Source organism: Devosia oryziradicis, assembly GCF_016698645.1.
Taxonomy (GTDB): Bacteria; Pseudomonadota; Alphaproteobacteria; order Rhizobiales; family Devosiaceae; genus Devosia; species Devosia oryziradicis.
In genome coordinates, this window is sequence record NZ_CP068047.1 from 1202426 (window position 1) to 1227320 (window position 24895).

Sequence of the window (24895 nt, forward strand, 5' to 3'; positions counted from 1 at the left end):
GAAGATGGTGTTTGCGTGATGCGCGCGATTTTATCTATCTGGAGTTTCCCCAGCCATCGTTGCCATTTTGTTCACATCGTGCTTGGTAGGTTGGCAGCGCGTGCTTAAGGATAGGTGCATGAACTCCGCCACCCGAATCATCGGCATCGATCCAGGCCTGCGCCGCTGCGGCTGGGGTGTCATCGAAACTCTGGGCAACCGGCTGACCTTTGTGGCTGCCGGCACGGTGACGCCGCCGGTGGACGGTTCGCTGGGTGAACGACTGGCCATCCTTTTTGCCGGCTTGGGCGAGGTCTTCGATCGATTTGCGCCCGAGGAGGCGGCGGTGGAGGAAACCTTCGTCAATGCCGGAGCGCGCTCTGCGCTGATCCTGGGCCAGGCGCGCGGCGTGGCGCTGCTGGCGCCGGCGGCGCGCGGCTTGCTGGTCGCTGAATATGCCGCCAACCTCGTCAAGAAATCGGTGGTCGGCACCGGCCATGCCGACAAGGGACAGATTCAGCTCATGGTCAAGACATTGCTGCCGGCGGCCGATTTCAAGGGTGCCGACGCCGCCGACGCGCTGGCGATCGCCATATGTCATGCCCACCACCGCGTTTCCAACCAGCGGCTGAGGGCTCTGGCATGATCGGCAAGCTCAAGGGGCTGGTGGACAGCTTTGGCGATGACCACGTGCTGATCGATTGCGGCGGCGTGTGTTACGAGGCCTTCTGCTCCAGCCGGACATTACAGGCTTTGCCGCGGGTCGGGGAAGCGGCAGTGGTGTTCATCGAAACTATCGTGCGCGAGGACATGATCCGCCTCTACGGCTTTTCGAGCGAGGCGGAAAAGGGCTGGTTCAACCTGCTGATGACCGTGCAGGGCGTCGGCGCACGCGTTGCCCTCTCTATCCTCTCGGTGCTGTCGCCCTCCGAACTCTCGAGCGCCGTGGCATTACAGGACAAGGCGATGATCGGCCGCGCCAACGGGGTCGGTCCCAAGCTCGCCGTGCGCCTGGTTACCGAGCTCAAGGGCAAGACGCCGGTCGGACCCGGCATTGACGCCGGCACGCTGGGGCTGCAGGCGGCCCTGGGTGAGGGCGTGGCGTCGTCGGCGATCACCGATGCCGTCTCGGCGCTCACCAATCTCGGTTATTCCAGCGCGCAGGCTTCGGCGGCGCTGGCGAAGATCGTGGCGCGTGAGGGCGACGGGGTGAAGACCGAGACGCTGATCCGCATGGGACTGCGGGAGCTGAGCAGTTGAGCGGAAACGGTCGGCGCAGCATATTTTTGGCGTTCATTTTGCTCGCCAGCTACCTTTGGATCGGCAGTGCCATCTTGGCTGGGGTCTCCGCCCTTCTGCACTGGCTGGTAACCCCACCGGCTAATCGTCCGGGGTTTGACTTTGCCATCTATGCATCCGTTGCCGCGATAGTGTTGCTGGCCTTACTGGTGGTTGCCGCCATTGTTGCGTCAATCTGGTTCGTTGCAATTCGAATTCTGATACGCCCAGCCAACAAAGCCACGCTGTGGCGACACGTATTGACTGCTGCGACTGCTGCCTTGATCCTGTTGGGGGCAAGTGTGGTTCTGGTCCTGGTCGCTGGTCGGAGCACTGACGGAGTCGGCCAAGGTTATCTCGGACTGATGTTGGCGGTCCCTGCGGCGTGGGTCCTGACGTTGCCAGCGCTCGCTGTGGCGTTCTATCGGCACTGCCGACCGCTTGGTCTGGAGCCGCTGTTTTCCCATGACTAACTGGAGGCAAGAGTGGCAGAACAAAGAAGGCCAGTAGAGCTATTCAGGCTCCTGCCCAGCCATCTTTCGAATGCTGAGGGTGCCCTGACCATAACCACCCTATGTGTTTCGACCCGCGGTCGAATTACAATACCAGCTGCTATCCGACACGAGTTGGGCCTGAAGGGTGGCGACAAGCTTAGGTATTTGGCCCAAGACGACGGGTCATACGTTGTTGAATTGGTATCGTAGTTCGTGACCCTCACTTCTCCCGCCGCCGGTCGTGACGATCCGCTCGACGTCTCCCTGCGCCCGTCCGGCTTTGCCGATTTTGTCGGCCAGGCGGCGGCGCGGGCCAATCTCGAAGTCTTCATCCAGGCCGCCAAGCAGCGCGGTTCGGCGCTCGACCATGTGCTGTTCGTCGGGCCGCCTGGCCTCGGTAAGACCACGCTGGCGCAGATCATTTCGCGTGAACTCGGCGTCGGCTTTCGCGCCACGTCCGGCCCCGTCATCGCCAAGGCGGGGGACCTGGCGGCTTTGCTCACCAATCTCGAAGAGCGCGATGTGCTCTTTATCGACGAGATCCACCGGCTCAATCCGGCGATCGAGGAAGTGCTCTATCCGGCGATGGAGGACTTCCAGCTCGATCTGATCATCGGCGAGGGCCCGGCGGCGCGCTCGGTGCGCATTGATCTCGCCAAGTTCACCCTGGTCGGCGCCACCACCCGCGCCGGCCTCCTCACCACGCCGTTGCGCGACCGCTTCGGCATTCCGGTGCGGCTCAATTTCTATACGCCCGAGGAACTGGTGCAGATCGTGCAGCGCGGGGCGAGGCTGTTGGGCATGCCGATGGCGCCCGACGGCGCGATGGAAATCGCCCGTCGTTCGCGGGGCACGCCGCGTATTGCCGGGCGACTGCTGCGCCGCGTCACCGATTTCGCCCTGGTCGAGGGCGCCAGTGAAATCGACCGTAAGCTCGCCGACAAGGCGCTGTTGCGCCTCGACGTCGATGCGCGCGGTCTCGACCAGCTCGACCGGCGGTACCTCACCACCATTGCCGACTTCTACAATGGCGGGCCGGTCGGCATCGAGACGATTGCCGCCGCGCTCAGCGAGCCGCGCGACGCCATAGAGGAAATCGTCGAGCCTTACCTGATCCAGCAGGGCTTCATCCAGCGCACCCCGCGGGGTCGCATGCTTACCGGCATTGCTTTCCAGCATCTGGGCAAAGTGGTGCCGCAGGGTTTTGTCGGGCTCCAGGCGAGCCTGTTCGAAGAACCGGAGGAGGAGTGACCGGCCCGCGCACCATGCTCAGTTTTGCGGCGGATGGCACGCGGTTCAACTATCGCGTCGCCGGCGCCGCAATCCGTGACGGCCATGTGCTGGTCGACCGTGAGAACGACGACGATTATTGCATGCTGCCGGGCGGCCGCGTCGAAATGGGCGAAGCCAGCAACGTAGCGCTGGCGCGGGAGATCGAGGAAGAACTGGCCATGCCAGCCACGATCGGTCCCCTGCTGTTCACCTATGAGAGCTTCTATGGTCGCGAGGGCGAGCGCTACCATGAACTCAGCTTCATCTACGCGATCCAATTGCCCCCCGACATCCGCCCGGGTGGGCCGCAGCGCTTCCTGGTTCGTGAAGACGAAGGCAAGCTGCTGCAGTTCTCCTGGCTGCCATTGGACGGACCCGCACTGAGCCAGGCGCGGTTGATGCCACCCTGGCTGCCGGTCCGGTTGCGGACGCTGTCGGGCATGCCGGAGCATGTGATCTTCCACGAAGCGGGGGCGACCTGGTGATCCCGGCGCGCACCAACCAAGCGGGGAGTTGGCTGGCATGACCCATGTTGCGCCCTATGCCCCCCGCCTCCACGGCTGGACCGATGCCCTGGCATTGCGGGTCGTGGCGCTCAGCGATTTCCATGCCTGTGCGCCCTATATGGATGCGATCCGGCTGCGCAATATCGGCCGCGAGGTTGCCCATCTGGCACCCGACCTCATCGTGTTGCTCGGCGACTATGCGTCCGGTCCCCGGTTGAGCTGGCCACTCGCGCCAGAACACTGGGCGGCGGAACTGGGCGCCTTGAGGGCCCCGCTGGGCGTGCATGCCGTGCTGGGCAACCACGACTATGACGGCTATGTGCGCGAAGATCTCAAGCGAGGACCGGTGGCGGCCGAGCGGGCCCTCGAGGCCGCGGGCATCCCGGTCTATACCAACCGGGCCGTCCGCCTGGCCCATGCCGGCCAGGGATTCTGGCTGGCGGGGCTTGGCGACCAGTTCGCCTTTGCCCAGGGCGTGCGCGGCTTTGGGCGAGGCCTTGGTGTGGACGACCTCGATGCGACGCTGGCGCAGGTGGATACCGACGAGCCGATCATCCTGATGGCGCATGAGCCGGACCTGTTTCCCGACACGCCGGACCGTGTGGCGCTGACACTGTCCGGGCATACTCATGCCGGGCAGATCAGGCTTTTCGGACGGACGCCGGTGGTGCCGTCGCGCCATGGCAGCCGCTATGCCCATGGTCACTATACCGAGGGCCGCAAGCAGTTGATCGTCAGCGCCGGGCTCGGCTATTCGGGCGTGCCGCTGCGCATCGGGACAAGGCCGGAAATCGTGCTGATCGAGTTGGGAGGCACGCGCCGATGAGCGAGTATCACTTCCCGGTTCGCATCTATTACGAGGACACCGATTTTTCGGGCAATGTCTACCACGCGGCCTATCTCAAGTTCTTCGAGCGCGGCCGCACCGAGTTCCTGCGCGGCGAGGGCATCCATCATTCCGAACTGGCCGGGCAGGGCATCGCCTTTGCGGTCCGATCCATGGAGATCGCCTTCGACGCTGCTGCCCATATCGATGACCTGCTCGACGTCACCACCGAGGTGGCGGCCATAAGCGGCGCAAGGCTGACCCTCAGGCAGGCAATTTTGCGTGATGGCGTGGCGCTGACGCGGGCCACTGTGGTGGTGGTTGCCATCAAGACGTCGGGCGGACCGGCGCGGATGCCAAGGGCGATACTGGAGCGCTTTGCCGGGCGATAGGTCTTGCGCTCGCACCTCTTGACCTCTCCCTTCGGGGGAGAGGTCGGCGCGTAGCGCCGGGTGAGGGGGCCTGTACTGGGTGAGGCGCTGGGGGAAGGCCGCCTGCCCCCGCAAGTCCACCTCTCCCCTAACGGGGGGTGAGTACCCCGACTCTCTTTGTTAACCTCTCCTTGACCATAATTGCGGCAAAGCGAACAGGTGTTCGGTTGCGGGGGCCCAAGGGTCCCGTTCTCCGGGCATTTCTCTTAATTTTGACAGATTTCGACCCCATCGCCTGATGCTTGAGGGTCGGGTGCAGGAACCGGGCCGAAAAGGATCACTACATGGAAGCCGTGGACGCTGTGGGGGCCGTTGCTCCGCACGCTGATTTGTCCATCTGGGGCCTGTTCTGGGCCGCGGACTGGATCGTGAAATCGGTGATGCTGGGCCTGTTGGGTGCCTCGATCTGGTGCTGGGCCATCATCGTGGACAAGACCATCACTTATCGCCGCACCAATAGCGAGATGAACAAGTTCGAGCGCACGTTCTGGTCCGGCCAGTCGCTGGAAGAGCTGTATCAGCAGCAGGCCGAGAAGCCGACCGGCGGGCTGGGCGCGGTGTTCGTTGCCGCCATGAAAGAATGGAAGCGCAGCCACGAGCAGAACGCGGCCAGCTTCGTGGGCATGCAGCAGCGCCTCGACAAGGTGCTCGACGTCGCCATAGCGCGGGAGAGCGAGCATCTGGAAAAGCGCCTCGGGTTCCTTGCCACCATCGGTTCGGCCGGCCCGTTCATCGGCCTGTTCGGCACGGTCTGGGGCATCATGAATGCCTTTACCGCCATTGCAGCCTCGTCCAATACCAGCCTGGCCGTCGTCGCCGGCCCGATCGCCGAGGCGCTGTTTGCCACGGCTATCGGCCTGGTCGCCGCTATCCCGGCGGTCATCGCCTACAACAAGCTCAGCTCCGATGCCGGCAAGATGATCGCCCGGCTCGAAGGCTTTGCCGACGAATTCTCGACCATCCTGAGCCGCCAGCTCGAAGCGCGGAGCCGCTGACATGGGCATGGGTGGCGTATCGGCGGGCGGTGGAGGCGGCGGGCGCCGTCGTCGCGGCCGCAAGAGAGCGGTGATGAGTGAGATCAACATCACGCCGATGGTCGACGTGATGCTGGTGCTCCTGATCATCTTCATGGTGGCGGCGCCGATGATGACGGCCGGCGTGCCGATCGACCTGCCCAGTTCAGCCGCAGCGGCCATGCCGAACCAGGCCGACCCGATCACCGTGGGCGTGACCCCTGAAGGCGCCGTGTTCATCGACGAGACGCCGGTGGCCGAGGCAGACCTGGTGGCACAGCTCAATGCGCTGGGTGTCAATGGTGCGGAGGACCGCATCTTCCTGCGCGGCGATACCAGCGCCAATTATGGTGCGGTGATGCGCGTCATGGGCCTGTTGTCGGCTGGAGGTTTCTCCAAGATCGGCCTCATCACGCAGCCGGAAGAATAGTCCAGTCCGATGCGTACCGGCGTAACCGTCTCCATCGTTGCCCACGTTGCGGTGCTGGCCATCGGCCTCATCAACCTGGGCTTTGCGGAGCCGTTGACGCCGGTGGTGGAATCCATCGCGGTCGATCTGGTGCCGATCGAGGAATATGCCAGCCTCCGTGCTGGCCAGCTCGACAGCCAGGTCGTCGAGACCGACACGCCATCCATCGTCGAGGACGACCAGCCGGCGGAGATCGCCGAGCCGACCGGCAATACCGAGCAGGATCAACCGACCCCGTCGCCGGCCGACATACCCACTCCCACTCCGGTCACCAATGCGGCGCCTGCGCCGCAGCCCACCCCGGAACCAGATCCCGTGCAGGAACCCGAGCCCGAACCGGAACCCGCGCCGGAGCCGGCACCAGAACCCGAGCCAGCACCAGAGCCCGCACCGGCGCCCGAGCCTGTACCGGAACCCGAACCGGTCGTGCCGCCGGTGCCCGCGACACGTCCCGAGCCGACGCCCGAGCCGGTGCCGGAGCCTACCCCCGAGCCGGTGCCGGAGCCTACCCCCGAGCCCACGCCGGAACCGACTCCGGAGCCTACCCCCGAGCCGGCGCCCGAGCCCGAGCCCGAGCCGGCAACGCCGGCCGTTGCTGCGCCGGTGCCCGCATCGCGCCCGAGCAATCTGACCCAGTTGCGCGAAAAGTTTGCGGCCGCCGAGGCGGAGCGCAAGAAGCGTGAGGAAGAGGAGCGCAAGCGCGCGGCAGCGGCCGAGCAGCCGACCCCGACACCGGCCCCGACGACGCGACCAGATCCGGCGCCACTCGATGCCGCACTTGCCGACGACATCTCGGCCATCATCAACCGCGACAACACCACCGGCGCCACCACGGGGCAGGGCGGGTCGCCCACGCTCGGCGACACGACGGGCACATCTGCAACCTTGAGCCAGACCGAGATCGGCGCCTTCGTCGCCAAGATCAAGCAATGCTGGAACCTGCTGCCCAACGAGCAGGCGAGCGGCGTCGAAATCGTGGTCAACGTGCGGCTCAACCAAAACGGATCGCTCGCCAGCCTGGCGCAGATCGTCTCGATGAGCCAGCAGCCGGAAGCAATTACCATCGCCCAGAAGGCCGTCGCGGCCGTCAACAATTGCGGGCCCTATGACATGCTGTCCGCCGCCAGCTACGACCAATGGCAAAATATCAACGTCACCTTGCGTCCGTGACCAAAATCGCCGCCTTTGCCTTCTAGAGGCATGGCCAGGAAATGGAGACTGAAATGACCCTGATCACCCGGCGCAATGCGCTTCAGCTCGGCCTCGCCGGTGGCTTGGCAATGGCCATGGCGCCGCGAGCCTTCGCCCAGCTCAATGTTACCGTCGAGGGCGCGAATTTCCGTCCATTGCCGATCGCCATTCCTAATTTCGCATCGTCGGATCCCGCCTTCGGCGCCGAAATCGCCAATATCGTGCGTGCCAACCTGCAGCGCTCGGGCCTGTTCCTGCCGCTCGATCCGGCCGCATTGCCGGTGCAGGTGGGCGACGTCAATGCGACGCCCGACTTCAACACCTGGCTGACCGTCAATGTCGACGCCGTGGTCATGGGTGCCGTCGAGCGCGGCGGCACCGTTTCGGGCTCGATGCGCGTCTGGGACGTGCGCGGTGGCACCAATGTGACGGGCAAGAGCTACAATACCGACCCTAACTCGGCGCGCCGGGTCGCTCATCAGATGTCCGACGCCATCTACGAGTCGCTGACGGGCGGCGGCGGCTATTTCGATACAAGGGTGATCTACGTGGCCGAGAGCGGGCCAAAGGCCAATCGCGTCCGCCGCCTTGCGATCATGGATCAGGACGGCGCCAATGCGCAGTACCTGACCGACGGTTCATCCATGGCGTTGACCCCGCGCTTCTCGCCCAATGGCGATATGGTCACCTACATGAACTTCGCCGAGGGCAATCCGCAGGTCTACCTGCTGCAATTGTCGTCCGGACGGCAGCAGCGGCTCGCCAATGTGGGCGCGATGACTTTCGCGCCTCGCTTCTCCCCGGATGGCGGCACGGTCGCCTTTTCGGTGGAACAGGCCGGCGCGACCAATATCTATGCGGTGGGCACCGGCGGCGGACAGCCCATGCAGCTTACGTCCGGTGCAGCCATCGACACCGGCCCGTCCTACTCGCCCGATGGCAGCCGCATCGCCTTCGAGTCCGATCGGGGCGGTTCGCCGCAGATCTACATGATGGGCTCGGGCGGCGGTAACCCTCAGCGCATCAGCTTCGGCCAGGGCAGCTATTCGACGCCGGTCTGGTCGCCCAAGGGCGACTTGATCGCGTTCACCCGGCAGGGTGGGGGGCAGTTCTCCATCGGGGTGATGAACCCCGACGGGTCTGGTGAACGGCTGCTCTATTCGGGCTTCCACGCAGAGGGTCCGACCTGGGCACCCAATGGCCGCGTCATCATGTTCTTCCAGGATCCGGGCGGCAATGATGGCCCGCGTCTGATGAGCATCGACATCTGGGGCCGCAACCTGCTGACCATCCCGACCGAAAGCTATGCGTCGGACCCAGCCTGGTCGGCATTGCGGACCTAAGCCGGCATCACCTCTCCCTTCGGGGTAGAGGTCGGCGCGCAACGCCGGGTGAGGGGGCTATCCTCCTCACCGTGTTCTGAAAGGCCCTACCATGACCCTCGCTCCCACCCCGCCGATGGGCTGGAACAGCTGGAACAGCTTTGCCACCACGATCAACGAGGCACAGGCGCTGGAGACGGCGGCCATCATGGCCGACAAGCTCCTGCCGGCGGGCTACGACGTCTTCACCATCGACATCCAGTGGTACGAGCCGGCCGCGCAGAGCTATACCTATAATGCCAGGCCGGTACCGACGATGGACGGCTTCGGCCGGGTGACACCGGCGCTCAATCGCTTCCCTTCGGCTGCCAATGGCGTGGGCTTCAAGGCAATTGCCGACCAGGTGCATGCGCTGGGGCTGAAATTCGCCATCCACATCATGCGCGGCATTCCCCGGCTGGCAGTCGAGCAAAACCTGCCGGTGTGGGGCACCGACCTCCACGCCGCCGACATTGCCGACACGACCAGCATTTGTTCATGGAATCCGGACATGTTCGGCGTCGACATGGGCAAGCCTGGTGCGCAGGCCTACTACGACTCCATATTCGCCCTCTATGCCGCATGGGACGTCGACTTCATCAAGATGGACGACATGAGCCGGCCCTATGATGCCCACGCGCCCGAGATCGAGGCGGCGGCGCTGGCGATCCAAAGGTCCGGGCGGCCGATGATCCTGTCGCTGTCGCCGGGCGAAACGCCGCTGCTGCGCGGCGCACATGTGCAGCAGCACGCCCAGATGTGGCGGATCAGCGACGACTTCTGGGACGATTGGTCCATGCTGGATGCCCAGTTTGTCAGGCTGGAGAACTGGAACCCCTGGCGCAAGCCAGGAGCCTGGCCAGATGCCGACATGCTGCCGCTGGGCCGCCTCGCTTTGGGCGACCGCGACACCCGCTTCACGCCGGACGAGCAGCAGACGCTGATGACCCTGTGGTCCATCGCCCGCTCGCCGCTGATCATGGGCGGCGACCTGCGCCACCTCGACGAAGCGACGCTTAGGCTCCTTACCAACCCCGAGGTGATCGCGGTCAACCAGCGCTCGAGCGATAACCAGCCGCATTTCGAACTGGATGGCACCCGCATCTGGTCGGCCCGGGCGGAGAATGGCGATCACTACCTCGCGCTGTTCAACACGTCCAAGGCCGAGAAGCTCGTGCCGTTCAAGTTGTCGCGGCTGGGTGTTGCCGGCGCGGTTCTGGTTCGCGATCTGTGGACGCAGCGGGAGATAGGCACCGCCAGCGGCGAGATTTCCGCCACCCTGCCCAGTCATGGCGCGGCGCTCTATCGGCTGTCAGCTGGCTGATCCAACCCAGACGCGATGTCATCCCGGCGAAGGCCGCGATGCACGTCACTTAACCTTAACGTGATCGTCCGCTGTCGCTGTGGTAATCCGGCACCATCACGAAAAAGCCCGGATTCCCGCCACATTCGCGCCCGAATAGGACAAGATTAACCACTCCGGCAAACCCGGCCTTAAGATTAAGCGCGGTAAATGCCGTGCTTAAGATTGTTGCCTTTCAGGAGCTTCCCCGTGGTCATTACCGCACCCATCAACACCGCGTTGCGCGCTGCCGCGATGCTGCTTTTCGTCGTGGTCATCGCGGCCTGTTCGCGCACGCCCAATGCCATGCCCACAGGCGTTGGCAATCTCGGGCCGGGCGGTGGTGCCCCGGGCAGCCAGCAGGAATTCCTGGTCTCGGTGGGCGACCGCGTGTTCTTTGAAACCGACTCGTCCTCGCTGACCTCGGAAGCCATGGCGACGCTGGACAAGCAGGCAGCCTGGCTCAACCAGTACCAGAACTACCGCATCCTGATCGAAGGCCATGCCGACGAGCGCGGGACCCGCGAATACAATATCGCACTGGGTGCGCGCCGTGGTTCGGTGGTCGTGAACTACCTTGTTTCCAAGGGCGTCAATTCGCAGCGCATCACTACCCAGTCCTTCGGCAAGGAACGCCCGGTGGCGATCTGTAACGACATTTCCTGCTGGTCGCAGAACCGCCGCGCGGTCACCGTCGTCCAGTAAGGCATAACGCTCTCCCCTTGGGGGAGCTTGATATCCAGTGCAAACTGGAGGCAAGAGCGCCCGGAGCCGCGTATTTGGCCCGGGCGCTTTCTTTTGACCAAAATTGCCCTTTATCGGCAGCTGCATCGGCACCATGTTGTGCATCGGACCCAGCGCATTGGAGGCGTCGCTTGCAGCTCACGGCACTACTGAGAAGGGGACGAACGGCGCTTTGCACCGTCGCAGTCGCCCTTGGCATCACCCTTCCGGGCATGGCGGCGCAGACCACACCCATGCCTCCCGGTGAGCTCAGCGGCCTTACGCTGACCAATGCCGCGCCTGCCCGCATCCATGTCGCCCAGGCTCAGGACACGGCGCAGTTGCTGGTGCGCATCCAGCAGCTCGAAGAGCAGCTGCGGCTGCAGAGCGGCCAGATCGACGGCCTTACCTTCCAGCTGACCCAGTTGCAGGAACTGCTCAATCGCATGCAGCAGGACAACGAGTCCCGCTTCCAGGCGATCGAAGGCGGTGCCGGCCCAAAACCTGACGCGGCAACGTCGGCGGGCGGCGCTGCGCAGCCCGGGACGTTGCCGCAGAGCCCCGGCGCCGCCACCTCCCCGGCCGATCCCAATGCCGTCCCCGTAGACGCCAACGGCATTCCGCTGACCGAGATCCCCGAGCAGGGCGTGCAGCCTCTGCCTGGCGAGGCCGAGTTCGACCCGACATTCAACGATGGCTCGGCAACGGTCGGTGAATCCGCCGATCCGCTGGTCGGCACCGGTGCCCAGGGCGGCGTCGATCTTACCACGGGTCAGCCGCTGGACCTGAGCTATGATCCGGCAGCCGCAAATTCGGGGAATCCCGATGCCGATGCCCAGTTCGCAGCGGGCTATGACGCCCTGACCAAGGGCGACTATGCCTTCGCCGAGGATCAGTTCAGCCAATATATCGAGCTTTATCCCGACAGCGCGCAGGCCACCGATGCCGCGAGCTTTCTGGGTGACGTGCTGATCGCGCGCGCTGCGTATGACGAGGCCGCGGAGGTGTTGCTCAACGCCTTCCAGAAGGCGCCCGACAGCAAGCAGGCGCCAGATCTGCTGCTCAAGCTGGGAATGTCGCTTTCCGGTGCCGGCGAGCGGGAAACCGCCTGTCGCACCTTTGCGGAAATCGACAAGCGCTATACGGCGCTCGAGCCGGCCTTCGTGACCCGGCTCGGCGAGGAAAAGACCCGGGCTGAATGCCCACCCGCGTGACCCCTGATATCGAAGGCCCGGCTGGGCTTGATGCCCTGTTCGCGGCGGTAGCCGGCGAGCCGGTCGTCGCGCTGGCCGTATCGGGTGGGGCGGACAGCCTTGCCCTGATGCTGCTGGCGCAGCGCTGGGCGGCGCAACGCGAGGCGGCGCCGAGGCTGGTGGTTTATTCCGTCGATCACGGCCTGCGCCCCGAGGCAGCGGCCGAGGTTGCCATGGTGGTCGAGGCTGCGCATGGGCTGGGTCTCGCCGCCCGCGGCCTGGCCTGGCTGGGGGAAAAACCGCAAACCGGCGTCCAGGAAGCGGCGCGCAGTGCCCGCTACCAGCTCATGGGCGCTGCCATGGCCGAGGACGGCGCCACGGTGCTGCTGACGGCCCACCACCAGCAGGACCAGGCCGAGACCGTGCTGATGCGCCTAGCGCATGGCAGCGGCATCGAGGGGCTGAGGGGCATGGCCGCGATGGCCGAGGTCGAGGGTATCCGCGTCTATCGGCCGCTGCTGTCCATCGATCCGGCAGCGCTGCGCGCGGTGGTGGAGGCGGCGGGCCTGGTGCCTGCCAAAGACCCCTCCAATGCCGATCGACACTACGAGCGGGTGCGTTGGCGCCAGGCCATGCCACAACTGGCCGACCTTGGCCTCGATGCCGCAGCGCTGAGCTTGTTTGCCGATCGCATGGCCGAGGCCGATGCGGCGATCAGCCAGATGGCCGATGGATGCTTTGCCGAGATCGTGCGACTGGATGGCTTCGGTGCGGCGCGGATCGAGCTTGCGCCGTTTGTCGGGCTCAGCCCGGCCATTTCGACGCGACTGCTCGGGCGGGTGCTCAACATCGTCGGCGGCCGGCAGAAGCCGCGGGCCCTGGGGCAGGTGGAGCGGTTGCGCCGCACCATTGCCGAACAGGGGCTGGCCAAGGCCACCACCGTGCTGGGTTGTGTCATCCGGGTCAAGGACGGGGCGGTGGCCGTCGCGCGCGAGCCCGGTCGGGCCCTGCCGTCGGATGCCGTGCTGATGCCGCATGGCGAGCTGGTGTGGGACGAGCGCTTCCGCATCGTCAATGCGTCGCCCGAAGCGGACCTCACGGCCAGCGTCGCCGAATACCTGCCACGCCACCGGCTCGAGGAATTCCTGGGCTTCAAGATCACGGCCCCCGCCGAAGCCATCCGCACGGCGCCGATCGTGCGCGATGCCAGTGGCGGCGTGCTGTCGCTGGGCGGCTGGAGCTTCGACGAGCGCATCAAAGTGCAGCTGCTGATCGATTGAGATTGCTGTTCGGCGCTCTTCGAACCACTCCACAACGAACTTATCCCCGCCCCTTAGGACATCCGGCATACTCCTCCTCATCTTCACGGCAGAGCCGGTCATGACGAGTGATGACCGTGAAGGCAGCCAGGGATGGAAGGTCGCTTCCATTGGGCGGGGGGAATTCGGCAGCTGCGCTTGCGACACAGCGTACCTGGCCCGGACCCGCGAAAATCCTGGCGTGGTGGCGGGGCAACGGCCTCACTTCCTTTATCTATCCCTTTTCGAGGCAAGCGCCTCGCCACCATAGCTCGCCGAACGCCCCTTGGCGTCTCACCGCTGAGCAACCCGGATCGATACGACAACCGCGGTGCAGGCGGGGCTTGTGCACGCCAGATGGAACCTTCCGAATCCCCACCGCGTATTAACCCAATCGCGACATTATGACTGGACGAGGCATGCAAACCGCCGCAGGTCTTGCCCTTGTAACGCCCTAATGCCGGACATACATTCGGCACACCGCCGCGCCCGCTTGCGTCGGCTTCTCCGGGACAGGATTGATGAACGGAAACTTCCGCAACTTCGCCATCTGGCTGGTCATTCTCTTCATGCTGATGGGGCTGTTCCAGGTCTTCCAATCGTCGACCCGCTCGACGTCGGTTTCCGACAAGAGCTACAGCCAGTTCGTCTCCGATGTCGAAGCCGGCAGCGTGAGCAGCGTTACTATCACCGAAAATGTCGTCTCCGGCGCGTTGCGCGACGGTACGCGGTTTGAAACCGTGCTGCCCGAAGGCGCCGAGATCATCAACCGTCTTGAGGACAAGGGCGTGTCCATCACTGCGCGCCCGCTCGAAACGAGCCCGTTCTGGCAGATGCTGCTGTCGTCCTGGCTGCCCTTCATCGTCATCATCGGCGTGTGGTTCTTCTTCATACGCCAGATGCAGGGCGGTGGCCGTGGCGGCGCCATGGGCTTTGGCAAGTCGCGCGCCAAACTGCTCACCGAAACGCATGGCAAGGTGACGTTCGAGGACGTCGCCGGTGTTGATGAAGCAAAGCAGGACCTCGAGGAAATCGTCGAATTCCTGCGCGATCCGGGCAAGTTCCAGCGCCTGGGTGGCCGCATCCCCCGCGGTGTGCTGCTGGTCGGCCCTCCGGGTACCGGCAAGACGCTGCTGGCCCGTTCGGTCGCCGGCGAAGCCAATGTGCCCTTCTTCACCATCTCGGGCTCGGACTTCGTGGAAATGTTCGTCGGCGTGGGCGCTTCGCGCGTCCGCGACATGTTCGAACAGGCCAAGAAGAATGCGCCCTGCATCATCTTCATCGACGAAATCGACGCCGTCGGCCGCCAGCGTGGCGCCGGCCTGGGCGGCGGTAACGACGAACGCGAGCAGACCCTCAACCAGCTGCTGGTCGAGATGGATGGTTTCGAGGCCAATGAGGGCATCATCCTGATTGCCGCCACCAACCGTCCTGACGTGCTCGATCCGGCGCTGCTGCGTCCGGGTCGCTTCGACCGGCAGGTCGTCGTGCCCAATCCTGATGTCTCGGGCCGCGAAAAGGTGCTCAAAGTCCACGTCCGCAAGGTGCCGCTGGCGCCCGATGTCGACCTCAAGGTGCTGGCCCGTGGTACGCCCGGCTTCTCCGGCGCGGACCTGATGAACCTCGTCAACGAAGCAGCCCTGATGGCGGCGCGGCGCAACAAGCGCTTCGTCACCCACCAGGAATTCGAAGACGCCAAGGACAAGATCATGATGGGCGCCGAGCGCCGCACCATGGCCATGTCCGAGGACGAGAAGAAGCTGACGGCCTATCATGAGGCCGGGCATGCTATCATCGCGCTCAAGGTTGCCGGCATCGACCCGATCCACAAGGCGACCATCATCCCGCGCGGTCGTGCGCTGGGCATGGTGATGACCCTGCCCGAAAGCGACAGCTATTCGTTCTCACGGGAAAAGGCCCTGGCCCGCCTCACCATGCTGTTCGGTGGCCGCGAGGCCGAGATCATCAAGTTCGGCCCCGAAAAGGTCACTTCCGGCGCGTCCGGCGATATCCAGATGGCGACCAACCTGGCGCGCTCGATGGTGATGGAATGGGGCATGAGCGAGAAGCTCGGCCGCGTCCGCTACAAGAGCAACGACCAGGAAGTGTTCCTCGGTCATTCGGTGACGCAGAGCCAGCACATGTCGGACGACACGGCGCGCATCATCGATCAGGAAGTGCGCAAGCTGATCGAGGATGGCGAGGCCTCGGCCAAGGAAATCCTCACCACCTACCACGACCAGTGGGAGGCCATCGCCCAGGCGCTGCTCGAATACGAGACGCTGACCGGCGACGAGTTGCGCGCCCTGATGGATGGCGTGCAGCCGACGCGGCCCGACGACAACGGCCCGACGGCCAAGGCCAGTGGCGTGCCGTCGGCCGGCAAGGCGGGCAAGAAGCGTCCGGATGCGCCGCCCGAGCCGGGTCTCGAGCCGCAGCCCAACAGCTGAGGCAGCAACAGTTTGGCAGGGGTCGCCGAAAGGCGGCCCTTTTGCTTGGCGGGATTCTCCGCTATTTCGCCCAAAAGTGGTATTATCCCGCGCGACCGGAATCGACGGGCTGAGGGGACAGGACGTTATGGCACGCAAGTATTTTGGTACCGACGGTATTCGTGGCCTGGCCAATGGCAGCAAGCTGACGCCGGAGCTGGCCTTGCGCGTGGGCATGGCGGCGGGGCACAAGTTCGTGCGTGGCGACCACCGTAATCGCGTGGTCATTGGCAAGGATACCCGCCGCTCGGGCTACATGATCGAAAGTGCGCTGGGCGCCGGGTTCACCGCCGTTGGAATGGATGTCTATTTCCTCGGGCCCATGCCGACCCCGGCCGTCGCCATGCTGACCCGCTCGTTGCGGGCCGATCTCGGGGTCATGATCTCGGCCTCGCACAATCCTTACGAAGACAACGGCATCAAGCTGTTCCGCCCCGACGGCTACAAGCTCAGCGACGAGATCGAGCTCGAAATCGAGCGCATGATCGATGGGGACATGTCGAACCTGCTGGCCCATGGCCGCGGCATCGGTCGCGCCCATCGCGACGAGGAAGCGCGTACCCGCTACATCGAATATGCCAAGCGCACCCTGCCGCGCGGCACCGACCTGGCGGGGCTGCGTGTGGTGCTCGATTGCGCCAATGGGGCCGCCTACAAGGTCGCCCCGGTGGCCCTTTGGGAACTGGGCGCGGAGGTCTTCACCATCGGCGACAAGCCTGACGGTTTCAACATCAACGACAAGGTCGGCTCCACCGCACCCGAGGCAGTCGCCGCCAAGGTCAAGGAAGTGCGCGCGGATATCGGCATTGCGCTCGATGGCGATGCGGACCGGGTCATCATCATCGACGAAAAGGGCGAGGTCGTCGACGGCGACCAGTTCATGGCCGTCATCGCCCAGAGCTGGCTGCAGCGCGAGATGCTGCTCGGTGGCGGCATCGTGGCCACCGTCATGTCCAACCTGGGGCTTGAGCGCTACCTGACCTCGCTTGGCCTGACCCTGGAACGCACCCAGGTCGGCGATCGCTATGTGCTGGAAGCCATGCGCAGCAAGGGCTTCAACGTGGGTGGCGAGCAATCGGGCCATATCATCCTTTCCGATTTCACCACGACAGGCGACGGGCTGGTCGCGGCGCTCCAACTGCTGGCCGTGCTCAAGCAGCAAGAGCGGAGCGTGTCGGAAATCTGCGCGCGCTTTACCAAGGTGCCGCAGTTGCTGCGCAGCGTGAAGTTCAAGTCGGGAAAGCCGCTTGAGCACAAGCAGGTCATCGCAGCCATTGCCGACGGGCAGGCCATGCTCGGGGCAGGCGGGCGCCTGGTCGTGCGTGCGTCGGGAACCGAGCCGGTCATCCGTGTGATGGGCGAAGCCGACGACGCTTCGCTGGTCAACACAGTGGTGTCGCAGATCGAGCAGGCAATACTGCAAGTCGCCTAGGAGTTGTCGGCAATATTTACTGTCGGTTAACTATGCCAGCGCCGTTGTGAACTCGTTAGGGTTAAGTTTTTAGGTTAAGCGCGCTTTAAGGAAATTGGCGGATATTGGGTGTCAATCGACTCGTGTCGTGGCAACCCAGAGGACGTTTTTCCATGCGTAAGTTCATCGCTACGATGATGGTGGCAGGAGCCGCCGTCGTTGGTGGACAGGCAATCGCCGCCGATATGCCTTACTACCCGCCGATAATCGAAATCCCAGATGTAGACTACGGCGTTTCGGGCTCCTTCTACCTGCGCGGCAGCGCTGCACTGAATGCGCTGTGGGCACCCCATGTCAATCATCCGAGCGTCCCGGCGACCTTCGAGATCGACGGTTTCGGCTATGGCTACTCGGTGGGCGCCGGCTTCGGTTACGAAACGGGAACCGGTCTGCGCTTCGACGTGACAGCCGACTACCTGTCCAATGACGGCATGCGAGCCACTGTTCCGGCTGCCTACAATCCACCGCTTCAGAATGGCGTCCACACCCTTGCGCTGCGCTCGACGGTTGTGCTCGCCAACGCCTATTATGACTTCGGCCTGGGTGGCGGCGGCTATGGCGCCGGCGGCGGGACGTTCGGCTATGTCGGCGCGGGTGCCGGTGTTGCCTTCAACCGCTCGACCGTGACCGATCCGCTCGGCGCAACGACCAGCGACAACAATACCAGCCTGGCCGCTGCCGGTATGGTCGGTGTCGGCTATGACTTCGGTCAGGTGGTCGCCGATGTGGGCTATCGCGCCCTCTACATTTCCAGCATTGCCAATACGACAGCCCCGTTCCCCTACACCATTGCCAACAACTGGGCGCATGAAGTGCGCGGTACGATCCGCTACCGCTTCAACTAAAAACGGAGCGTGGCGGGATAGCCACGGCCCGCTGATCTCCAAGCAATCGGCGTCCAGAAGGGCGCCGATTTTGTTTGTGCTCCCCATGCCGAGGCAGGCTAGGATCGGTTCCATGGCGATTTGGGGGGCGAAATGAAGGTTCTGGTCATCGGCGCGGCGGGAATGGTCGGGCGCAAGCTGGTTTCGGCTTTGCTTGCATCAGGCAATGTCGGCGGCCGGGCCATTACGGGCCTTGCCCTGGCCGATGTCGTCGATCCGCAACCGCCGCAGGCCACCATTCCGATTACCACTGCCGCCGTGGACCTTTCGCGACCGGAGGTATCGGCGCAACTGATCGCCGACCGGCCAGACTTGATCTTTCATCTGGCGGCCATCGTGTCGGGTGAGGCGGAAGCCGATTTCGAAAAGGGTTATCGCATCAATCTGGACGGCACCCGCCATCTGCTGGAGGCCATTCGCCTTGCCGGTCAGGGCGGGTCCTATCGTCCGCGCCTGGTTTTTACCTCGTCGATCGCCGTGTTCGGCGAGCCGCTGCCGGAGGTAATCGGCGATACCCACCACCACACGCCGCTGACAAGCTACGGAACGCAGAAGGCGATCTGCGAGCTGCTGCTGTCCGACTATTCGCGGCGCGGCTTTGTCGATGGCGTGGGCATTCGCCTCCCCACGATCGTCGTGCGGCCGGGTAAGCCCAACAAGGCTGCGTCCGGCTTTTTCTCAGGCATTCTGCGCGAGCCGCTGGCAGGGCAGGAAGCCGTGCTGCCGGTGGCTGACAGTGTGCGCCATTGGTTCGCCAGTCCGAGGGCGGCCGTGGGATACCTGGTCCATGCGGCCAACATCGATACGGCGCTCCTGGGCCACCAGCGCAACCTCACCATGCCCGGCCTTGCCGCCACTGTCAGCGAGGAGATCGCTGCGCTCGAACGCGTTGCCGGCACATCTGCCACGGCGCTGATCAAGCGCGAACCCGACCAGACCATCATCGACATCGTCGCCGGCTGGCCCAAGGCCTTCGAGGCAAGCCGGGCGCAGGCGCTCGGCTTCCGCGGCGACGCCAGTTTCGACGAGATCATCCGCATCCATATCGAGGATGAACTGGGCGGCACGATCGGCTGAGGGCAACGACCCTCGGCTTCCGGCGTTGATCGCTCCGGAGACCACGCCATGCCCAAGCTTACCTTCGTGCCGCCGATGGAAGCCAAGTCGGTTGCTGACTTGCCCAAGGACGAGGGCTGGCAGTTCGAGCCCAAGTGGGACGGCTTCCGTTGCTTGGCCTGCAAGCAGGCAGGGCAGGTTGACCTGTGGGCCAAGTCGGGCAAGCCGCTGGGCCGCTACTTCCCGGAAATGGTGGAGCTGGTCGGAGCACTGCCCGGCGACACGGTGATGCTCGATGGCGAACTGATCGTGCCGATCGATGGCGTCGCATCCTTCGACGCATTGCAGGCGCGGCTGCACCCGGCTGCCAGTCGCGTGAAGAAGCTGGCTGGTGAAACTCCCGCACTCTTGGTGGTCTTCGACCTGCTGGACCTGGATGGCGAATCCTGGCTGGACAAGCCCCTCCGCGCGCGGCGGGCCGCGCTGGAGCGCTATGTGAAGGACGTCGGCAGCGACCGATTGCGGCTGTCGCCGATAACCGCCGATGCCGCGCAGGCACGGCACTGGCTGGAGGGTCTCAGTACCGAGCTCGATGGCGTCATCGCCAAACGCAGCGACGACCCCTATGCCAGCAGCGAGCGCGCCATGCGCAAGATCAAGCGCATCCGCTCGGCCGACTGCGTGGTAGGCGGATTCCGCTATGGCACCGACAGCGACCAGGTCGGCTCGCTGCTGCTCGGCCTTTACGACGAACAGGGCAAACTGGACCATGTCGGCTTCACCTCGGCCATAGCGGCGAAGGACAAGCCGGATCTGACCCGCCGGCTCGAAGCCCTCAAGGGTGGCCCCGGCTTTACGGGCAAGGCTCCCGGCGGCCCAAGCCGCTGGTCCACCGAGCGCTCGGCGGAATGGGTGCCGCTCAGGCCGGAACTGGTGGTGGAAGTGCTCTACGACCAGGTAACCAGCCGCCGTTTTCGCCATGGCACGCGACTGCATCGCTGGCGTCCCGACAAGGCGCCCTCCCAGTGCACCTTTGACCAGATGGCACAACCTGCCGCGCCCGACCAGGTTATTGGTGCCGTGCTAACCAAGGCCGCTGGTCGCCGCCAAAAGACTCATTGACGTCATCCCCGCCTCGGGAGTATTTCCCGCCTCAGGACATCTCGCCCTAACGCGAGACGCATAGACCTGGGAGGGTCGCTTGATATGGCTGCAATGCCCCTGACCGCACCGGCGGTAAAACCGGCAAACCCCAATTTTTCGTCGGGCCCATGTGCCAAGCGTCCCGGATGGACGGTTGAAGCGCTGAGCAATGCGCTGGTCGGCCGCTCGCACCGCAGCAAGCCGGGCAAGGCCCGCATCCAGCGCGCCATCGACCTGACGCGCGAACTGCTCGAAGTGCCGGCAGACTATCGCATCGGCATCGTACCCGCCTCCGATACCGGCGCCGTCGAGATGGTGCTTTGGAGCATGCTGGGCGCCCGCGGCGTCGACATGCTGGCCTGGGAAAGCTTCGGCGAGGGCTGGGTCACCGACGTGCAGAAGCAGCTCAAGCTCGACGACGTGCGCGTCCTCAAGGCGCCCTATGGCGAACTGCCGGAGCTGGGCCAGGTCGATTTCGACCGCGATGTGGTCTTCACCTGGAACGGCACGACCTCGGGCGTTCGCGTCGAGAATGGCGACTGGATCGCCGCCGACCGCAAGGGCCTCACCATCTGCGATGCCACCTCGGCTGCCTTCGCGCAGGATCTCGATTTCGCCAAGCTCGATGTCATCACCTTCTCCTGGCAGAAGGCCCTCGGGGGTGAAGCTGCTCATGGCGTGCTGATCCTGTCGCCGCGCGCCGTCGAACGGCTCGAGACCTTCAAGCCGGACCGCCCGCTCCCCAAGATCTTCCGCCTCACCAAGGGCGGTAAGCTGCTCGAGGAAGTCTTCGAGGCCGCGACCATCAATACGCCGTCGATGATCTGCATCGAGGATGCGATCGACGCCATGGAATGGGGCAAGACCGTTGGCGGTCTCAAGGGCATGCAGGCCCGCGCCGATGCCAACTTCAAGGTCCTGGCAGATTGGGTAGCCAAGACCGACTGGGTCGAGTTCCTGGCCAAGAACCCGGCCAACCGCTCCAACACCTCGGTGTGCTTCTCGATCGTCGATCCGGCCGTTACCGCCCTCGATGCCGACAAGCAGGCGGCCTTTGCCAAGGCAATCGTCTCACGGCTGGACAAGGCCGGCGTCGCCTATGACATCGGCGCCTACAAGGACGCTCCTTCGGGCCTGCGTATCTGGGCCGGCTCGACTGTCGAGGCATCCGACCTCGCGGCCCTGGTGCCGTGGCTGGACTATGCCTTTGCCGAAGAACTCGCGGCGCTGAACAAGGCTGCCGCTTAACGCCGGATACCCCCTCCCAACCTCCCCCTGATGGGGGAGGAGCTGATCGAGTTGGTGGCACTATCTCGCCAAACGCTCGGAGCTGTCCCTCCCCCTATCAGGGGGAGGCTAGGTGGGGGTACCCAAACAAAAAACTCTTCTCATTCCAGGGACTTCCCCAAATGCCCAAGGTTCTCGTTTCCGACAAGCTGAGCCCCACCGCCGTCCAGATATTCAAGGACAATGGCGTGGAGGTCGACTACCTGCCCGATCTGGGCAAGGACAAGGAAAAGCTGCTCGAGGTGATCGGCCAGTATGATGGCCTGGCCATCCGCTCGGCCAGCAAGATTACCGAGAAGATCATTGCCGCCGCCGACAATCTCAAGGTCATCGGCCGCGCCGGTATCGGTGTCGACAATGTCGACATTCCGGCTGCGACCAAGAAGGGCATCATCGTGATGAACACGCCCTTCGGCAACTCGATCACCACGGCGGAACACGCCATTGCCATGATGATGGCCCTGGCCCGCCAGCTGCCGGAAGCCGACGCCTCGACCCGCGCTTCGAAGTGGGAAAAGAACCGCTTCATGGGCGTCGAAGTGACCAACAAGACGCTGGGCCTGATCGGTGCCGGCAATATCGGCTCGATCGTCGCAGACCGTGCGATTGGCCTGCGCATGAAGGTCATTGCCTTCGACCCGTTCCTGACGCCCGAGCGCGCCCAGACGCTGGGCGTCGAAAAGGTCGAGCTGGACGAACTCCTCGCTCGCGCCGACTTCATCACCCTGCACACGCCGCTGATCGACGCGACGCGCAACATCCTCAATGCCGAGGCCCTGGCCAAGACCAAGAAGGGTGTTCGCATCATCAACTGCGCCCGTGGCGGGCTGATCGATGAGGCCGCGCTCTATGACGCGCTCAAGTCCGGCCACGTCGCCGGCGCTGCGCTCGACGTGTTCCTTGAGGAGCCCGCCCAGAACAATCCGCTGTTCGAGCTGCCCAATGTCATCTGCACGCCGCATCTGGGCGCTGCAACCACCGAAGCGCAGGAGAACGTGGCGCTGCAGGTGGCCGAGCAGATTTCGGCATACCTGATGAGCGGCGAGATCACCAATGCGCTCAACTTCCCGTCCATCTCGGCCGAGGAAGCCCCGATCCTGACCCCCTGGGTCAAGCTCGCCGAGACGCTGGGTTCGTTTGCCGGCCAGCTTACCGAGACGGCGATCAAGGGCATCAAGATCGAGTTCGAGGGCAATGTGGCCCAGCTCAATATCAAGCCGATGATCGCGGCGGCGATCAATGGCGTGCTCAAGCCGTCGCTGGGCGACATCAACATGGTCTCGGCGCCCCAGATCGCCAAGGATCGCGGTATCACCGTCGAGACCACGACCCGCGATCGCCAGGGCGCGTATGAGGGCTATATCCGCCTCACGGTGACCACGGAACGGCAGGTGCGCGGCGTCGCCGGCACTATCTTCGCCAATGGCAAGCCGCGCGTCATCCAGGTCAAGGACATCAACATGGAGGCCGAACTGACGCCGTCCATGCTCTACGTGACCAATGAGGACAAGCCCGGCCATATCGGCCGCCTCGGTACGCTGCTGGGCAAGCTTGGCATCAACATCGCCAACTTCAACCTTGGCCGCGTCGATGTCGGTTCAGACGCTATCGCGCTGGTCTCGATTGACGGCACCCTGACCGAACCGCAGCTGGCCGAGATCGCCGCCCTGGAAGGCGTCAAGCAGGCCAAAGCCCTGCGGTTCTAGGCGCACAGCTCATGCGAAAAGGCCGGCCCCCAGGGGCCGGCCTTTGTTCATGCAGATGCCGGCGGGATGTTCTGGTTGCGCCGGAACACGTTCTCCGGATCGTATTGCCGCTTGATGCGGCGCAACCGGTCCCAGGTCGGGCCGGGATAGGCGCTCCGCGTGCGGGCCGGGCCCTCGTCGCCGAGGAAATTGACATAGGCGCCTTCGTGCTCCTGGCGCAGCGCGGACATCAGGTCGTCCACCCACTTGCTGCGCTTGGACCGGTCTGCCGGATCGCTGTAGAAATTGGCGAGGAACATCATGATCTGCGCGTCGCGATGAGCATAGGCCGTGTCGCCTGAGGGTACGCGGTTCACAGCGCCGCCCAGCACCCGAATCTGCACCATGCGCATGGCGGAATCCGATTCGGTCAGGAAGCCCACGATGGTGCGTGCCGCATCCTTGCTGATGCGATCGACAAAGAATGTCCGCGTTTCGGGCATGCCCGGCGGTTCGCCGCCCGGTCCGTCATAGAGGCTGAGCAACGGTCCCGGCTTTACCGCATCGAAGACAGGGCCGAGGGCACGGAACGGGGCCAATGCGGCGGCGGCCGCGTCGTCCGGTCCGGCAAAGGCCATCATCGCGAACAGCACGAGCTTGTCCTTGTAGGCCTCGGGGATAAAGGGCGCCGGCGGCGCCGGCATGACCATGGCGATGGCGGAGAGTGCCTCGGGCGCCGTCTGCGCTGCCGCGACGAAGGCGGCGATGGTTTCGGCCGTGCCCGGCAATACCAGCATGCCGCCGGTAAAGGCCGGTAGCGGGCGCGCCTGGAACTGGATGCGCGTGATGACGCCGAAATTGCCACCGCCGCCGCGGATTGCCCAGAATAGATCGGGTTCGCTGTCCGGGCCGGCCATGACGAAGCGGCCATCGGCCAGCACGACTTCTGCTGCGAGCACCGAGTCTATCGTGGCGCCGTGGAGGCGCGACAGGTAGCCGATGCCACCGCCGGAGACGATCCCGCCCACGCCCACATCGCCGGAATCGCCAAAGCCGACCACCAGACCGTGCGGCTCCAGTGCCTTGAGCACCGCGCGGACCGTTGCGCCGCCACCGACCCAGACCGTGCTGGTCGGTTCGTCGACCGCGACGTCATCAAGATCACGCAGATCGATGACGATCCCGCCATCGACGGTGCCGTGTCCGGCGCTGCTGTGCCCGCCGCCGCGGATGGCCAGGTCGAAGCCATGTTGGCGGGCAAAGCCTATCACCCGGCTGATGTCGGCGGGCGAGGCGCCGCGCACGAGGGCAGCGGGGACACATCCGTCCGGGTCGAACAGCACCCGTCGGTTCTGCTCAAAGACAGGGTCGCCGGGCAGGGTGACCTTGCCAGGCAAGTCCTCAACCAAGCGGCCGATCTCCGGGCGGGTGTGAAGACGAAGAATCATGGAGCCCTCCTTGCCGATCACGTAGCCGTGACCGGAAGGCCCAACATGGTTACACC

24 protein-coding genes are annotated in these 24895 nt (G+C 64.6%); 23 read left to right on the forward strand and 1 reads right to left on the reverse strand.

The window, feature by feature from the left end:
- The first annotated feature begins 118 nt into the window (after positions 1-118).
- The 23 genes from ruvC (at position 119) to serA (ending at position 23412) form a co-directional block, all read left to right on the forward strand.
- Positions 119-625, forward strand: coding sequence for a crossover junction endodeoxyribonuclease RuvC (gene ruvC / locus JI749_RS06050; RefSeq protein ID WP_201660775.1), 507 nt, complete (start codon positions 119-121; stop codon positions 623-625).
- On the forward strand, positions 622-1239 hold the full coding sequence (ruvA, locus tag JI749_RS06055; protein WP_201660780.1) for a Holliday junction branch migration protein RuvA: 618 nt from the start codon (positions 622-624) through the stop codon (positions 1237-1239). The genes ruvC and ruvA overlap by 4 nt, the downstream gene beginning before the upstream one ends.
- Positions 1236-1730 carry a hypothetical protein gene (locus JI749_RS06060; protein ID WP_201660783.1) on the forward strand — a complete coding sequence of 165 codons (495 nt, stop codon included), beginning with the start codon at positions 1236-1238 and terminating at the stop codon, positions 1728-1730. The genes ruvA and JI749_RS06060 overlap by 4 nt, the downstream gene beginning before the upstream one ends.
- 12 nt (positions 1731-1742) lie before the next feature.
- Positions 1743-1961 carry an AbrB/MazE/SpoVT family DNA-binding domain-containing protein gene (locus JI749_RS17640; RefSeq protein ID WP_201660786.1) on the forward strand — a complete coding sequence of 73 codons (219 nt, stop codon included), beginning with the start codon at positions 1743-1745 and terminating at the stop codon, positions 1959-1961.
- Positions 1962-1964: 3 nt separating this feature from the next.
- Positions 1965-3002: a Holliday junction branch migration DNA helicase RuvB gene (ruvB, locus tag JI749_RS06070; protein ID WP_201660789.1), complete on the forward strand. Its 1038-nt coding sequence runs from the start codon at positions 1965-1967 to the stop codon at positions 3000-3002.
- Entirely contained in the window at positions 2999-3508 is a 510-nt protein-coding gene (locus tag JI749_RS06075) for an NUDIX hydrolase (protein WP_201660792.1), read from the forward strand. The genes ruvB and JI749_RS06075 overlap by 4 nt, the downstream gene beginning before the upstream one ends.
- Positions 3509-3545: 37 nt before the next feature.
- Positions 3546-4355: a metallophosphoesterase gene (locus JI749_RS06080; RefSeq protein WP_201660795.1), complete on the forward strand. Its 810-nt coding sequence runs from the start codon at positions 3546-3548 to the stop codon at positions 4353-4355.
- Positions 4352-4747: a YbgC/FadM family acyl-CoA thioesterase gene (locus JI749_RS06085; RefSeq protein WP_201660798.1), complete on the forward strand. Its 396-nt coding sequence runs from the start codon at positions 4352-4354 to the stop codon at positions 4745-4747. The genes JI749_RS06080 and JI749_RS06085 overlap by 4 nt, the downstream gene beginning before the upstream one ends.
- Positions 4748-5079: 332 nt before the next feature.
- The gene (gene tolQ / locus JI749_RS06090) at positions 5080-5781 is read left to right on the forward strand and encodes a protein TolQ (protein ID WP_407644905.1); all 702 of its coding nucleotides are present in this window, start codon (positions 5080-5082) and stop codon (positions 5779-5781) included.
- A 1-nt stretch (position 5782) separates the two neighbouring features.
- Entirely contained in the window at positions 5783-6229 is a 447-nt protein-coding gene (locus tag JI749_RS06095; RefSeq protein ID WP_201660804.1) for an ExbD/TolR family protein, read from the forward strand.
- Positions 6230-6238: 9 nt separating this feature from the next.
- Positions 6239-7438, forward strand: a complete 1200-nt coding sequence (locus JI749_RS06100; RefSeq protein ID WP_201660807.1) for a hypothetical protein — start codon at positions 6239-6241, stop codon at positions 7436-7438.
- A gap of 53 nt (positions 7439-7491) precedes the next feature.
- Positions 7492-8802 carry a Tol-Pal system beta propeller repeat protein TolB gene (tolB, locus tag JI749_RS06105; RefSeq protein WP_201660810.1) on the forward strand — a complete coding sequence of 437 codons (1311 nt, stop codon included), beginning with the start codon at positions 7492-7494 and terminating at the stop codon, positions 8800-8802.
- Positions 8803-8893: 91 nt separating this feature from the next.
- Positions 8894-10144, forward strand: coding sequence for a glycoside hydrolase family 27 protein (locus JI749_RS06110; protein ID WP_201660813.1), 1251 nt, complete (start codon positions 8894-8896; stop codon positions 10142-10144).
- Positions 10145-10417: 273 nt separating this feature from the next.
- The gene (gene pal / locus JI749_RS06115; RefSeq protein WP_233280915.1) at positions 10418-10867 is read left to right on the forward strand and encodes a peptidoglycan-associated lipoprotein Pal; all 450 of its coding nucleotides are present in this window, start codon (positions 10418-10420) and stop codon (positions 10865-10867) included.
- Positions 10868-11037: 170 nt separating this feature from the next.
- Complete coding sequence (locus JI749_RS06120) at positions 11038-12099, forward strand: tetratricopeptide repeat protein (protein WP_201660819.1); 1062 nt, start codon at positions 11038-11040, stop codon at positions 12097-12099.
- Complete coding sequence (tilS, locus tag JI749_RS06125; protein ID WP_201660832.1) at positions 12084-13358, forward strand: tRNA lysidine(34) synthetase TilS; 1275 nt, start codon at positions 12084-12086, stop codon at positions 13356-13358. The genes JI749_RS06120 and tilS overlap by 16 nt, the downstream gene beginning before the upstream one ends.
- Before the next feature lie 539 nt (positions 13359-13897).
- Positions 13898-15826, forward strand: a complete 1929-nt coding sequence (gene ftsH, locus JI749_RS06130; protein WP_201660835.1) for an ATP-dependent zinc metalloprotease FtsH — start codon at positions 13898-13900, stop codon at positions 15824-15826.
- Positions 15827-15953: 127 nt separating this feature from the next.
- A complete protein-coding gene (glmM, locus tag JI749_RS06135; protein WP_201660838.1) occupies positions 15954-17297 on the forward strand; it encodes a phosphoglucosamine mutase in 1344 nt (447 codons plus the stop codon).
- 152 nt (positions 17298-17449) lie between these two features.
- Positions 17450-18181, forward strand: coding sequence for an outer membrane protein (locus JI749_RS06140; RefSeq protein WP_201660840.1), 732 nt, complete (start codon positions 17450-17452; stop codon positions 18179-18181).
- A 132-nt stretch (positions 18182-18313) separates the two neighbouring features.
- Positions 18314-19297, forward strand: a complete 984-nt coding sequence (gene denD / locus JI749_RS06145; protein WP_201660843.1) for a D-erythronate dehydrogenase — start codon at positions 18314-18316, stop codon at positions 19295-19297.
- Positions 19298-19345: 48 nt separating this feature from the next.
- Positions 19346-20398, forward strand: coding sequence for an ATP-dependent DNA ligase (locus JI749_RS06150; RefSeq protein WP_201660846.1), 1053 nt, complete (start codon positions 19346-19348; stop codon positions 20396-20398).
- A 93-nt stretch (positions 20399-20491) separates the two neighbouring features.
- On the forward strand, positions 20492-21667 hold the full coding sequence (locus tag JI749_RS06155; RefSeq protein ID WP_201662613.1) for a phosphoserine transaminase: 1176 nt from the start codon (positions 20492-20494) through the stop codon (positions 21665-21667).
- A 161-nt stretch (positions 21668-21828) separates the two neighbouring features.
- The gene (gene serA, locus JI749_RS06160; RefSeq protein WP_201660849.1) at positions 21829-23412 is read left to right on the forward strand and encodes a phosphoglycerate dehydrogenase; all 1584 of its coding nucleotides are present in this window, start codon (positions 21829-21831) and stop codon (positions 23410-23412) included.
- A gap of 47 nt (positions 23413-23459) precedes the next feature.
- Here serA and JI749_RS06165 read toward each other — a convergent pair whose 3' ends face one another.
- Complete coding sequence (locus JI749_RS06165) at positions 23460-24839, reverse strand: FAD-binding oxidoreductase (RefSeq protein ID WP_201660853.1); 1380 nt, start codon at positions 24837-24839, stop codon at positions 23460-23462.
- Between the last annotated feature and the right edge of the window lie 56 nt (positions 24840-24895).